This is a genomic window from Paenibacillus barengoltzii G22 (assembly GCF_000403375.2).
Classification (GTDB): Bacteria; Bacillota; Bacilli; order Paenibacillales; family Paenibacillaceae; genus Fontibacillus; species Fontibacillus barengoltzii.
On record NZ_KE159652.1, the window covers coordinates 690,066 to 702,333 of the forward strand.

The 12,268-nt window shown below is 49.9% G+C and carries 15 protein-coding genes; 11 read left to right on the forward strand and 4 right to left on the reverse strand.

Going from position 1 to position 12,268, the window contains the following annotated elements:
* Window positions 1-311: 311 nt before the first annotated feature.
* Window positions 312-986 carry an SOS response-associated peptidase gene (locus tag C812_RS03270; protein WP_016311260.1) on the reverse strand — a complete coding sequence of 225 codons (675 nt, stop codon included), beginning with the start codon at window positions 984-986 and terminating at the stop codon, window positions 312-314.
* A 253-nt stretch (window positions 987-1,239) separates the two neighbouring features.
* On the opposite strand from C812_RS03270, the gene C812_RS03275 reads away from it, so the two are divergent.
* Window positions 1,240-1,791 (forward strand): NAD(P)H-dependent oxidoreductase, encoded by a 552-nt coding sequence (locus C812_RS03275; protein WP_016311261.1) that lies wholly within the window; start codon window positions 1,240-1,242, stop codon window positions 1,789-1,791.
* Here C812_RS03275 and C812_RS03280 read toward each other — a convergent pair.
* Window positions 1,764-2,129, reverse strand: coding sequence for a winged helix-turn-helix transcriptional regulator (locus tag C812_RS03280; protein ID WP_016311262.1), 366 nt, complete (start codon window positions 2,127-2,129; stop codon window positions 1,764-1,766). The genes C812_RS03275 and C812_RS03280 overlap by 28 nt on opposite strands.
* Before the next feature lie 209 nt (window positions 2,130-2,338).
* Between C812_RS03280 and sigK the strand changes: the two genes are divergently transcribed.
* The 10 genes from sigK to C812_RS03330 all read left to right on the forward strand — a co-directional run bounded on the left by sigK (window position 2,339) and on the right by C812_RS03330 (window position 9,785).
* A complete protein-coding gene (gene sigK / locus C812_RS03285) occupies window positions 2,339-3,037 on the forward strand; it encodes an RNA polymerase sporulation sigma factor SigK (RefSeq protein ID WP_016311263.1) in 699 nt (232 codons plus the stop codon).
* Between the two features lie 145 nt (window positions 3,038-3,182).
* A complete protein-coding gene (locus tag C812_RS03290) occupies window positions 3,183-3,833 on the forward strand; it encodes a TetR/AcrR family transcriptional regulator (RefSeq protein WP_036624286.1) in 651 nt (216 codons plus the stop codon).
* 80 nt (window positions 3,834-3,913) lie between these two features.
* A complete protein-coding gene (locus tag C812_RS03295; RefSeq protein WP_036624593.1) occupies window positions 3,914-4,801 on the forward strand; it encodes a transporter substrate-binding domain-containing protein in 888 nt (295 codons plus the stop codon).
* A 92-nt stretch (window positions 4,802-4,893) separates the two neighbouring features.
* Window positions 4,894-5,538, forward strand: a complete 645-nt coding sequence (locus tag C812_RS03300; protein WP_016311265.1) for an amino acid ABC transporter permease — start codon at window positions 4,894-4,896, stop codon at window positions 5,536-5,538.
* A gap of 19 nt (window positions 5,539-5,557) precedes the next feature.
* Window positions 5,558-6,304: an amino acid ABC transporter ATP-binding protein gene (locus C812_RS03305; RefSeq protein WP_016311266.1), complete on the forward strand. Its 747-nt coding sequence runs from the start codon at window positions 5,558-5,560 to the stop codon at window positions 6,302-6,304.
* Window positions 6,305-6,326: 22 nt separating this feature from the next.
* The gene (locus tag C812_RS03310) at window positions 6,327-6,749 is read left to right on the forward strand and encodes an OsmC family protein (protein WP_016311267.1); all 423 of its coding nucleotides are present in this window, start codon (window positions 6,327-6,329) and stop codon (window positions 6,747-6,749) included.
* Window positions 6,750-6,860: 111 nt separating this feature from the next.
* Complete coding sequence (locus C812_RS03315) at window positions 6,861-7,760, forward strand: manganese catalase family protein (RefSeq protein ID WP_009224293.1); 900 nt, start codon at window positions 6,861-6,863, stop codon at window positions 7,758-7,760.
* A 156-nt stretch (window positions 7,761-7,916) separates the two neighbouring features.
* Window positions 7,917-8,774: an ABC transporter ATP-binding protein gene (locus tag C812_RS03320; RefSeq protein WP_016311268.1), complete on the forward strand. Its 858-nt coding sequence runs from the start codon at window positions 7,917-7,919 to the stop codon at window positions 8,772-8,774.
* The gene (locus C812_RS03325) at window positions 8,767-9,423 is read left to right on the forward strand and encodes an ABC-2 transporter permease (protein ID WP_016311269.1); all 657 of its coding nucleotides are present in this window, start codon (window positions 8,767-8,769) and stop codon (window positions 9,421-9,423) included. The genes C812_RS03320 and C812_RS03325 overlap by 8 nt, the downstream gene beginning before the upstream one ends.
* Entirely contained in the window at window positions 9,420-9,785 is a 366-nt protein-coding gene (locus C812_RS03330; RefSeq protein WP_016311270.1) for a GntR family transcriptional regulator, read from the forward strand. Before C812_RS03325 ends, C812_RS03330 begins: the two co-directional genes overlap by 4 nt.
* Here C812_RS03330 and C812_RS03335 read toward each other — a convergent pair whose 3' ends face one another.
* Both C812_RS03335 and C812_RS03340 read right to left on the reverse strand, forming a co-directional pair.
* A complete protein-coding gene (locus C812_RS03335) occupies window positions 9,786-11,069 on the reverse strand; it encodes a glycoside hydrolase family 27 protein (RefSeq protein ID WP_016311271.1) in 1,284 nt (427 codons plus the stop codon).
* 113 nt (window positions 11,070-11,182) lie between these two features.
* Entirely contained in the window at window positions 11,183-12,064 is an 882-nt protein-coding gene (locus C812_RS03340; RefSeq protein ID WP_016311272.1) for an AraC family transcriptional regulator, read from the reverse strand.
* Window positions 12,065-12,268: the final 204 nt, after the last annotated feature.

A 12,268-nucleotide genomic window follows, 5' to 3' on the forward strand; every position in this document is an offset into this window, starting at 1 on the left:
ATAGATCACCGGATTTAGCTTGTCAATTAGCAAACGTCCCTCCGCGCTCAAATAGTCCTTGGCCACAGAGCGGCTCCCGCTTTGAGATGCTGCGCGGCATAGCCCTTGCTGTTGTAGCCCAGCACAATCAGGTCCTCAAATCCCTCTCTATTTGAAGATAACGCTGTGAAAAGAGCGACAAGGTGATTCCGGTCACATTGCCGATAACGCGGAATGAAGGGGATGGACAACTTCAAAGCAAACTAAAAAGCTCCTGGACACAATCGTCCAAGAGCTGATTTTGCATTTTTTTCGATGTCGACCTTATCCGCTTAGCGCTTCACCCAAGCTAACTCCAAATCCATCTCTCGGATGCATTCATCGGAATCGTACCGGTTGTTGTCGATCCGCGGTGTCACCGGGTAGGCACGCATTTCTTCCGCTGCATGCGGCCGCAGGATCGGGTCCAGCGCGTCGAGATCACTAATCCCTTCATCCAGCCACCGGGTCATGTCTTCGGGGGACAAAATCGCCGGCATCCGGCTTTCAAACTCCCCGATCAGTGGGTTTGCCTCTGTCATCACGAGGGTACAGGTGCGAAGCGGCTCGCCGCGCGTATCCCGCCAAACTTCGTACAGGCCGGCGACCCCAAAGATACCGCGGTTTTTCAGCACAACGCGCACGGGATATTCCTTCTTGCCGTCCTTCTTCCAATAATAAAAGCCATTGCAGGGGATCACGCAACGCTGCGTGCTGATGAGCCGACGGTACGTCGGATTCTGATGGACGTTTCGCAGATCGGCATTCACCGCATCTTTGCCCCAATAAGGAACGAGCCCCCAGCGGAATTCGTCGAGCACCCGCTCTCCGTCCTGCTGTAGCACCACCGGCGTGGGCTGTGTGGGGCTGATGTTAAAGCGATTTTTATAATAACACATGACCCGTCCGATCTGAAAATGCTCCTGAACCTCCGGCAGCTCCGCTGCCATGGAAAACCGTTGACACATAATACTCTGCCTCCTTTACGAATTGTGATGTAGTGTTTGCTAAAGGAGGAAAAAAATTCATATTTATTCAATTTGATTTGAGAATTGATCTGAACAGGTTTTGATGGAAAGCAGTTCTTATGACAAAAAATACGAGTAAAGGAGTTGCTGGCATTCCCTTACCTTTGGGTAAGTACCCCACCTGAAAGTGCGTTCTTGTTATATTTTTCAACCCGAATAAAATAATCCTCAAAACAAGAACAGGAGGTTCTCCATGAAAACACTTATCATTGTGGCACATCCCAACATTTCGAAGTCTGTGATTAACAAAAGGTTTATCGAAGAACTGCGAAAAGATCCCGAAAAATACACCGTTCATGAACTCACTTCCGCCTATCCAGATGGGAAAATAGATGTGGACCAAGAACAGAAGCTGGTCGAGGCTCACGATCATCTCGTTCTGCAGTTCCCGATTCAATGGTTCTCTTGCCCGCCTATTCTTAAAACGTGGCTGGATGAAGTGCTAACCCAAGGCTGGGCCTATGGCAGAAACGGGGGAGACAAGCTGCACGGGAAAAAGGTAGCTTTGGCAGTAACCGCAGGGATTCGGCAGAGCGATTATCAGGAAAGCGGCCGATATCATTACACGCTGGAGCAGCTGCTGACACCGTTTGAGACCACTTTCCGCTATTATTGCCATGCGGATTATCGCTCGTTTTTTGCTTTTTACGGTGCTGAGCTCGTCCCGGGTGAAGAATATTCTTCAAGTACAGAAGAAATAGAAAAGGGAGTGAAAGATTACTTGGAGTTTTTAGTGAAGTTGTAACTCTCTCGATTCTGTTCTCCCCAATCGCACATCATGTTTAAGATCGGAATGAGGGATTGTCCCCGCTCGGTTAGCGAATATTCCACTTTCGGTGGTATTTGGGGGTACTCTTTGCGCGAAATAATGCCATCTGCCATAAGCTCTTTCAGCATAACGCTTAGTGTTTTATAGGAGACGGTTTCTAAGTACCGGTGGATTTCATTGTGTCGTAAAACCTTATGCTCTGCGAGTAAGTACATGATGGTCATTTTATATTTTCCGCCGATAACGGACAGCGTGTAGTAGAATCCACTCTTTTCCAAGTCGGGTCCAGGTACAGCGCAACGGGTGTTGTTCATTATCACCACTCCTTACTTATGGGCTAGTCGTTCTTGAATAATTTGTCATATCGTACAATGCATCTCCATATTCGTCAATGCAAGCAAAGGGAGGGATTTTCTTTTCCTCCGTACAGGCACGGATAGGCCTCCGCCCACATACAATGAATTGACCCAAAATGAAGCGAGGTTGTATTCATCGTGATGTGAATCTGCGGGAGGTGTCATCTTTGCCGGGATTGTTTACCGCAATTGCTTTATTCATTAAACAGCTGACGTTGCTCGTATCGTATGTCAAAAATAATGCGTTTCCGCAGCCCCTGACCGAGGAAGAGGAAACGAAGCATTTGCAGCGCATGGCGGAAGGGGATTCGGAGTCCCGCAATATCCTGATCGAGCATAACCTGCGGCTGGTGGCGCATATCGTCAAGAAATTCGATAACACCGGCGAGGATTTGGAGGACTTGATCTCGATCGGGACGATTGGTCTGATTAAGGCGATCGAGAGCTTCCGGCCGAATAAAGGGACGAAGCTCGCAACCTTTGCGGCCCGCTGTATCGAGAACGAAATCCTGATGCATTTGCGTTCGCTTAAGAAAACACGCAAGGATGTCTCTTTGCATGATCCAATCGGAACCGACAAGGAAGGGAATGAAATCACCCTCATTGATATTTTGGGGACGGAAGCGGACGATGTGGTGGACCGGGTTCAGTTAAAGATGGAGAAGAGTAAAATCTATCGCAACCTGGACATCCTGGACGCGCGGGAGCAGGAAGTCATCAAAGGGCGGTTTGGCCTGGAGCATGGGGGAGAAGAACGGACCCAGCGCGAAATCGCCAAGGAGCTCGGCATTAGCCGCAGCTACGTGTCACGAATTGAGAAGCGAGCGCTCATGAAGCTGTATCATGAGTTTTATAAGAAGAAATAATGTTGTTGTTGATCGAAATATGACTATAAAAAAGCGGGTTTGCGTTACTGCGCAAACCTCGCTTTTTTTGTTTCCACAATACAAGAGTTGACAATATCATATAAATCCTATAGGATTTAATTACAAACTGACTGACTAGTCAATCATGTGGGGTGGGAACAGATTGAGCGGAGAGAAAGAAGCCCAAATCAACAGTGATCGCAGAGAGCATATTCTGCAAATTGCCATGAAGCGATTTGCCAAGGATGGCTATCATGCAACAAAAATTTCCGATATTGTCGCTGAGGCGGGTGTGGCTCAAGGGACGTTCTACTGGTACTTCAAAAGCAAAGAAGCGATTGCGCTGGAAATTGTGAAGGAAGGCCGGGAAAAATTGCTTGACGTCATCCGTCATGGATACCGACGGGAAGCAGGATCGGTGCAGGACATGGTACATGCCTCCGAAGCTCTGCTGGAAAGTCTGTTTCGGTTTGCCGAATCCAACCGGTATTTAATAGAGCTTATTTTCGGCAGAGGTGAAGGGGTTGAAACGATTCGCCATGCGATCCGGGAAACGAGAGCAGCTATGGAGAACTCTTTTCTTCTTAACATTCGCAGGGCGATTGAGTTAGGCATGCTCCCGGCTTCCATCGATGCTGAATTCCGTGCCACGATGATTATGAGCTTGATCGAAGGCGTCATTTCACGTTGGTTGCTCGGGTTCGCGCCGCCAGGCAGCGGGATCGAATCCAAAACGGCTCAGCAGCTTGCCGCGGAGACGGCCAGATTCGAATTTTTTGGTTTGCTTGGTGTTTAGCTTTGATTGGATAATGATCTGCCTTTTCGGAATTGTACCCATTCTGCTACCCAATAAATACAAAGGAGAGAACATCCATGCTGAAAAGTAAGAAATCCAGAAATCCGCTGTTTCTAACATTATCCGCCGTATTGCTCGTAGTTCTGGCATTGACTGGCTGCGGTTCTAACAATAACGGCAATAACGCGCCAAGCTCGGCTCCTTCCAACAATACGGCGAACGGAGGAAGCTCCGCAAATGCCGATAGTAATTTATTGAACGAAATTAAAACAGCGGGTGTGATAAAGGTAGGGCTTATGGGGACATACGCGCCTTACAACTTCCTGAATGACAACAAGGAAATCGATGGTTTTGATGCTGACATTGCGAAAGAAGTAGCCAAACGGCTCGGCGTTAAAGTCGAGTTTGCTCCGCAGGAATTCTCTGGACTGATTCCTAGTCTGCAGGCTGGCAAAATCGATGCCATTATCAGCCAGGTTACGATTACTGACGAACGCAAGCAGCAAATTGATTTCACCCAGCCGTATATCACGAACCAAGTTAAAATCATCGTAAAAGAGGATAATAACTCGATCACGAAGCTGGAAGACTTTAAAGGGAAAAATATCGGCGTGGGACTCGGCACAAACGATGAATCCTATCTCCGGAATGACGTGCTGCCGCAGGTTGGCAACTTCGAGATCAAAACCTATGACGATGTGATTACTTCCCTGCAGGATTTGAATGCGGGACGGATCGATGCCACCATCAATAACTTGTACGCCTTGAAACCTATTGTCGACAAAAACGGTTATAAAATTAAAGCGGTGGGCGATGCGATCAAATCCGACCAAGCGGGTATCGCGATCCGCAAAAATAACCCGGAATTCCTGGCCGCTCTGGATCAGGCTTTGACCGATATGAAAGCCGACGGTACCTATAACACCATCTTCCAAAAATGGTTTGGCGAAGAGCCGCCGGCAGAATAAAGAATCGTGAAAAGGATAAGGCCTTGAAGAATTCGTATTCTTTCATGGCCTTCTCGCTTTAACCATGGAATCAAAAGGGGATTCAAACGACAATGAATCTGGTATGGGATAACCTTCCTTTCTTGCTGAAAGGTGCTTATTACACGCTGCTTGTTACGGTTGTATCCATGTTTTTCGGACTGATCATCGGTTTGGTGGTTGCGATTGCGCGATTAAAAGGGAATCGGCTGGTACGCGGAATTGCCCGTGTATATGTGTCGATTATTCGAGGTACGCCGCTTCTTGTCCAAATTTTTATTGTTTATTATGGGGTTGTAGATTACGGAATTACGCTGGGGCCGCTGACAGCCGCGTATGTGGCATTGAGCATCAACGTAGGTGCCTATCTGTCTGAAACGTTCAGAGGGGCGATTCAGTCAATTCCGAAGGGCCAGACGGAAGCCGCTTATGCGACGGGCATGACGGGCTGGATGACGATGAGAAGAATCATTCTGCCGCAAGCAGCTCGGGTGGCCATTGCGCCTATGGGTAATACTTTTATCGGAATGCTTAAAGAGACGGCGCTGGTGTCGGCCATTACGGTCACCGAGTTGCTGCGTTCAGCGCAGCTGCTGATCGCTCAATATTATGTCTATATGCCTTTTTTCGTTGGGATCGCCGCCATGTATTGGATCATGAGCACTGTGTTCTCGGCCATTCTGAATGCGGTGGAGAAGCAGTTGTCCAAAGTATATTGAGGCATGAGGTGGAGCAAATATGATTCAAACGACAGGATTGTCCAAGTCTTTTAACGGAGCAGAGGTGTTGAAAAGCATTGATCTGCATGTAGCTCCCAAAGAAATCGTTGTGCTGCTCGGACCAAGTGGTTCCGGCAAAAGCACCCTGCTGAGATGTCTGAACGGCCTTGAGGAGCTGGACGGCGGATCGCTTGAGGTGAATGGTGTTCGAGTGGACGCATCCATGCCGTCTAAGAAGAAACAGGCCGCCTTCCGTGAAATTCGTCGTCATACGGGAATGGTCTTTCAGCAGTTTAACTTATATCCGCACAAGACAGCGCTTGGCAACGTGATCGAATCGCTGTTATCTGTGAAGAAAATGAAAAAAGAAGAAGCCGTACAGATCGGCGAACGACTGCTGGATCGGGTTGGACTGTTGGCGAAGAAGGATGAATATCCCTCGAGGCTGTCCGGCGGCCAGCAGCAACGGGTGGCAATTGCCCGAGCATTAGCCATGGAGCCGGCGATCATGCTGTTTGACGAGCCTACTTCAGCTCTTGATCCCGAGCTTGTCGGAGAGGTGCTGGAAGTTATGCGCCAGCTGGCCCGGGATGGGATGACGATGGTCATCGTCACTCATGAAATGAAATTTGCCCGTCAGGTCGCCAATCGGATCGTGTTTATGGATGGCGGTGTAATTGTGGAATCGCAGGAACCGGAAGTTTTTTTTCAGAATACGGCGTCCGAAAGAGCTCGTAAGTTTATCAATCAACTTCAGGAGCATTAACAACAGAAAGTAGGTAATGATGATGAAGGTTATGACAACCTGGAATGGAAAACGTTTGTTTACATCAGTCGGGGATTCCGGTTATCCGGTAAGAATGGACGCTACGCCAAAATACGGCGGCGACGGCACAGGTGCAACACCCATGGAGCTTTTGCTGGCCGGACTGGCCGGATGTATCGGCATTGACATCACCATGATTCTGAATTCATTCCTTGAGAAGATCACTTCACTAGAGATCGAAGCGGACGGTACCCGGAAAGAGCAGAATCCGTCCGGCTTTACCGCCATTGAGCTGATTTTCCGCGTTGAAGGAGACATTCCAGATTACCAAATTTGGAAAGCTATCCAAATGGGCAAGGAGAAATATTGTGCTGTATCGGACTCGCTGAAGGCCGACATCAGCTACAGACTGATCCTCAACGGTCAAGAGGTTTTCCAGCCATAAACAAAAGGCACTTCCACACCAAAGCTTCGGACGATCAATACCCGTCCGGCATAATATCCGAGCTATCCCCCGTAGGCTTTTAGTAATTGATACTTATGGGGAGGTACATGCATGTTTAAACGCGTAAACCGATTGGCCATTGAATTGCCCAGACCGAAAGCCCCGGATCCGAATGGCGCCAGCGTCGTTCAGGAACTGTTAGGCGGACGGTTTGGTGAAATGTCGACGCTAAATAACTATTTGTTTCAGTCCTTTAATTTCCGGGGAAAAAGCAAGCTCAAGCCGTTTTACGACCTCGTCGCGAGTATTACGGCAGAGGAGTTTGGTCACGTTGAGCTGGTGTCGAATACGATCAATTTAATGCTGGAAGGTACGACTCGTCCCGGGGATCCGGATTCCACTCCGTTAGGGAATACGAAGGATCTTCGTTTCTCCCCTCACTATATTGAATCCGCTCAGACCTCTCTGCCGTATGACTCAATGGGGCGTCCTTGGAACGGATCGTACGTCGTTAGCAGCGGCAACTTGATCTTCGACTTGCTGCATAACTATTTCCTGGAGTGTGGTGCACGGACGCATAAGGCCCGCGTCTATGAAATGACCGATCATCCGACGGCCAGAGCAATGATCGGTTATCTTCTTGTGCGCGGCGGCGTGCACGTGTTGGCGTATGCGAAGGCGCTTGAGATCGCAACCGGAGTGGATGTCACCAAAATGCTGCCCATCCCGAAAATTGAAAATCGGAAGTTTGATGCGACCCGTCCTTGGGAAGCCGCTGGTGAGCATCGCAGATTGTATACGTTCAGCGATCATGACTATCACGGCATCGCCCAAATTTGGCGCGGCCAGCATCCGACGGACGGCGGCAGGCTGGAAGCATTTGCCGGACTGCCGGGGTACAGCGGCGAAATTCCAGAACTGGAGCCGATTCAGGAGGAATTCGCCCCCGGCATATCGCCAGAGGATTTGGTGGAAATCGCGAAACGGCTGCAACGCGCCGCTGGGCTCTGAGTTTTGTACGAATACTCTGATTTTGAACACCCGTCAACTGCATTGTTGAGCGGGTGTTTTTTTTACATATGAAGGCGGCCTTCGGTTGACGCCCCCTCCCGTCCGTGATATATTGTGTATACACGATATACACAATTTAAAAAGAGGGGGTATTCCATGCTGGCATTAGATGTTCGACATATTCATAAGAAATTCCCCGCCTTTGAGCTGAAGGATGTTTCTTTCCAGTTGGAGAAGGGATACATCATGGGCTTTATCGGAGTTAACGGCGCAGGGAAAACGACGACGATCAAGTCGATTTTAAATATGACTCGGATCGACAGCGGTGAGGTTTACATTCTGGGCAAGAACATGGCGGAACATGAGCTGGAATTAAAGCAGGAGATTGGATTTGCTTTCGGGAGCATTGATTTTTACACGCGCAGTAAGATTAAGACGTTGACGGATACCATTAAGAGGTTTTATGAAAATTGGGACGATCAAATCTACTCCTCCTACATGAAGAGATTTAACTTGGATGAGAATAGAAAGATCGCCGAACTGTCAACGGGCATGAAGGTCAAATACAGCCTGACACTAGCTTTGTCCCATGGGGCCAAGCTGCTGATCCTCGACGAGCCGACCAGCGGGCTGGATCCGGCTTCACGGGATGACCTGCTGGATCTTTTTCAGGAGCTGATTGCTGATGGCGAGGTGAGCATTCTGTTCTCCACCCATATTACCTCCGACTTGGAGAAGTGCGCTGATTATATTACCTTTATCTCAAACGGGCAAATTGTGCTGAGCGGGGAGAAGGATGAATTCAAAGAATCCTATCTCCTCGTGAACGGTTCAGAGGGCCAGCTTGCACAGGTGAAGGACCGGATGATTTCCTACAAAACGAACTCGTTTGGTTTTACGGGCTTGATGCATGCGGATGACTTTGACCTGTCTTCGGGAATCCGAGCCGCCACGCCAAGCTTAGAGGATATTATGATTTACTATGCGAGAAAAGGGGGGCAGAACCATGATTAATTTGATCCGAAAAGATATCCGACTGGGTGTACATCCTCTATTATTGAGCATGCCTGTGTTAATGGGCGTTTTGATGCTTGTTCCTGGCTGGATTTACTTCATAGTGATATTGTATTTTTGTTGGATCACCATCCCTAATATGTTTAACCAACTGAGAGCACAAAACGATTTGATGTTTACCTCGATGATGCCTGTTACGAAACGGGACATTGTGAAAGCGCGGATTATCGTGATCGCCGGACTGGAATTGGCGCATGTGGTGGTTGCTTTGATCTTTGGCCTGGTCAGTCAGCGCTTCTATTCGGATATGACCTACTTTTTCTTCCCGCCGAACTTAGGATTCTTTGGTCTCTGTTTGGTGATGCTGGCGATCTTTAACCTGATTTTTATTCCGATGTATTACAAGACGGCGTATAAATTTGGTATGGCACTGCTGACCTCCACTGTCGCAGCTACATTGTTTGCAGGGATCACCCAGTGGATCGGGATCGTGCATTCGGGGATGAATCGTGTGTTTTATGGGACGGAAGCGAATCATTTGGCAGTTCAAGCCTATATTCTGATCGCAGGAATCGTGATTTTCATTGCGCTTACCGCAGTGGCTTACCGGATGGCGGTCAAACGATTCCTTCAAGTGGAGATCCAATGAACATCGCGATATCCTATACTTCGGAGAAACCGATCTATCAGCAACTGTTCGAGCAAATTAGCGCCCAAATTCTAAAAGGGGAGCTGGAGAGCGGCTATATCCTGCCGCCCATCCGGCAAGCCGCCCATGAGCTGCGGGTGAGTGTCATCACCGTCAAGAAGGCGTGGGAAGAACTCGAGCGGCGCGGCTTGATCCATACGGTGACCGGCAAAGGGTGTTTTGTCGCCGAATTTTCCCCTGAAGAGATGCAGCGCATCCGCAACGAAATGGTGATGGAACAGTTGGCTAGCGAAGTGTCCTATTACAAGTCCTTTGGTCTGACTTTGGATGAGATGATTGAGTTGTTGAAGAAGGTGTACTGACTATTCCAACCGATACAACCGCACCCCGTGCGGCGGGATCGTAGTCCGAAGCTCCCCAGCCGTCGTAAGCTCCGCGGGAGCTTCGCTCCACAGCTCGGTTCCGGAAGAAATGCCGGATAAACCGATTTGCTCCAGAGGGAGCTCCAGCGGCAGCGTGCTTTCTCCTACATTAAAAACAGCTGCATAGTTGAACCCTTCGGGATGGTCGGCTGTCCAAACGATCAGGTCGTCTTGCCGAAGGGCTTCTTTGGCGCTGCGGCTTTCCCGGTGCATCCGCAGCACCTCGCGGTTGGTCAGCAGCGACAAGGTCCATTCGTCATTGTCTCGGAGTTCCCCGCCAAAGATCAGCGGCGAACGGAAAATACTCCAAAGCGACATCATCGTTAATTGCTCATCACGCGTGAACCGGGTCCAGCGATCCGCCCCGCCGCCGTCCACCGAGCGGATGCCGATATGCCCCAGCGGCAGCATGTCGCAGTCCGGCCATGACCCGGCTTGCGGGACGCCCTGCCATGCCCGGCAGCGGTCGAACATGTCCCTTAGCAGCGGCCACTGGTCCCAGAAATCGTCCGTCATGCGCCACATGTTGGCATGCTCGGCGAAGAAAGCTGCAAGCTCCACCGGAGCCGGTCCGGGGGATAAGCTGAGCACCATCGGACGGCCGCAACGCTTGATCGCCTCGGAGATCAATGCAATTTCGGCTTGGTGGGTGCCGTAAAGCCGGGAAGCGGCAATATCGTCTACTTTTACGAGATCAACGCCCCATGAGGCATATAAGGCAAAAAGCGAATCATAATAGGCCTGCGCCCCTTCTTTGGAGGCATCCACACCGTACATATCGGTATTCCAGGGACAGATCGAATTGGGATGTGCAATATCACGTGCGGTTGCGGTCGTCCCCAAGATCGGTGTGGCGGCGTGAACGGCTTGCCGCGGAATGCCGCGCATGATATGAATGCCGAATCGCAGCCCGAGGCTATGCACATAATCCGCTAACGGCTTGAAGCCTTGGCCGCCGGCCGCAGAGGGGAAGCGATTCTCGGCAGGCATCAGCCGGGAATAGCCGTCCATCACAAGCGGAACAAACGGCCGATATTGAGACGAAAGGGCTCCTGGTTCATACCATTGAATATCCACGGTGATATAGTTCCAACCAAAGTTTTTCAGATGCTTGGCCATGTATTCCGCATTGCCCCGAATCTCTTCTTCCGTCACAGCTGCGCCGTAGCAGTCCCAACTATTCCAACCTAGCGGTGGAGTTGGGGCAATCTGCTGATGGTTCATTTGCAAAACTCCTTTACGGATGGATCTTTATTGCTCTTGTTAGGTTCATCTTACCTAAAGGAGTTTTGCTATATCTATAGTAACTTTGCGATATGAATAGCAAAATATTGCGTTTAATCGAAGAACAGCTTGCGATAGACCAGACTTTCGCCCCCGCTGCGGAACTCTCCTGGGGTGAGCCCGGTCAAACGGCGGAAGGCCTTAATGAAGTAACTTCCGCTGGAGTAACCTACCCGCTCAGCAATGGTCTCAATGCTAAGTGACGTACCGCGAAGCAGGTCCATCGCTTTTTCGGTGCGGACACGGGTCAGATAAGCGCCTGGCGTAAGACCTGTACTGTCCGAAAACCGGCGGATCAAGTGGTACTTGGACAAGCCAACATGCTCGGAAAGCTGATCGATGCTGATCATCTGCGCATAGTTGCTCTCCATTAACTCGGCGGCACGTTTGACGCTTTCCGGCCAGTTCTCTTTATTTTTCTGCGATGTAACCTGCATTCTGGCTAATTCCGTGACGAACTGGTAAACGCAAGATGAGGCGATGTAGGGATCGGTGATCCGACCTGCCCCCGCATCAGTGATGATCATGCGCGCCAACCGCACCGGTGCGGAGTCTTCGGGGAGATAAGGAACTGCTCCGGCTTCGCTGAGGAATTTTCGCCATAAGGGAAGTACCACATTCGGCCGAAACAGCAGGAACAGGAACTCCCAAGGCGCCGAAGCTTCTTGCGGATAATAATAGCGATGGGAACTTGGAATTTCGGCGAGGAACGCTTGTCCGGCGGTAACGCGGTGAGAACAATCACCCAGCTCAAAGACCCCTTCTCCGGAGAATGTATATTGGAACAGGAGCAAAGGTCCGTCCGTTCGCTCTAATCCGTCCCAGTGATAAGAAGGATCAGTGATAGAGTCATAGCCGGCGGCAAACAACACGCACAGCGGAAGCTCTTGGTCTTCAGCGAACCGGAAACCGTAAGTTCCCCTTGTCATGTCCATAGGGATCCTCCTTCAACCATGTAAAGATGAATATCGCATCCCATAGATTGGAACGATAAGGCCATTATCCCATAAGTTTAAAGGAGAAAACATAAGGACAACTGGAATATGGGGACAAAACGCTCCTGTCGGCGGGGGAAAACACTGGTGATCCCAAGCGGTGTGCTTGCAGGGCTGCCGCGCGCTGAAGCCTAGCAAGCTGCG

Bases quoted from the DNA above. Each gene is read 5' to 3' on its own strand.
- C812_RS03325 (WP_016311269.1), top strand. From the start codon at position 8,767: ATGATTAATTTGATCCGAAAAGATATCCGACTGGGTGTACATCCTCTA.
- C812_RS03275 (WP_016311261.1), top strand. From the start codon at position 1,240: ATGAAAACACTTATCATTGTGGCACATCCCAACATTTCGAAGTCTGTG.
- C812_RS03320 (WP_016311268.1), top strand. From the start codon at position 7,917: ATGCTGGCATTAGATGTTCGACATATTCATAAGAAATTCCCCGCCTTT.
- C812_RS03270 (WP_016311260.1), bottom strand. From the start codon at position 986: ATGTGTCAACGGTTTTCCATGGCAGCGGAGCTGCCGGAGGTTCAGGAG.
- C812_RS03310 (WP_016311267.1), top strand. From the start codon at position 6,327: ATGAAGGTTATGACAACCTGGAATGGAAAACGTTTGTTTACATCAGTC.
- C812_RS03315 (WP_009224293.1), top strand. From the start codon at position 6,861: ATGTTTAAACGCGTAAACCGATTGGCCATTGAATTGCCCAGACCGAAA.
- C812_RS03335 (WP_016311271.1), bottom strand. From the start codon at position 11,069: ATGAACCATCAGCAGATTGCCCCAACTCCACCGCTAGGTTGGAATAGT.
- C812_RS03305 (WP_016311266.1), top strand. From the start codon at position 5,558: ATGATTCAAACGACAGGATTGTCCAAGTCTTTTAACGGAGCAGAGGTG.
- C812_RS03280 (WP_016311262.1), bottom strand. From the start codon at position 2,129: ATGAACAACACCCGTTGCGCTGTACCTGGACCCGACTTGGAAAAGAGT.
- C812_RS03330 (WP_016311270.1), top strand. From the start codon at position 9,420: ATGAACATCGCGATATCCTATACTTCGGAGAAACCGATCTATCAGCAA.
- C812_RS03340 (WP_016311272.1), bottom strand. From the start codon at position 12,064: ATGGACATGACAAGGGGAACTTACGGTTTCCGGTTCGCTGAAGACCAA.
- C812_RS03290 (WP_036624286.1), top strand. From the start codon at position 3,183: ATGTGGGGTGGGAACAGATTGAGCGGAGAGAAAGAAGCCCAAATCAAC.
- C812_RS03300 (WP_016311265.1), top strand. From the start codon at position 4,894: ATGAATCTGGTATGGGATAACCTTCCTTTCTTGCTGAAAGGTGCTTAT.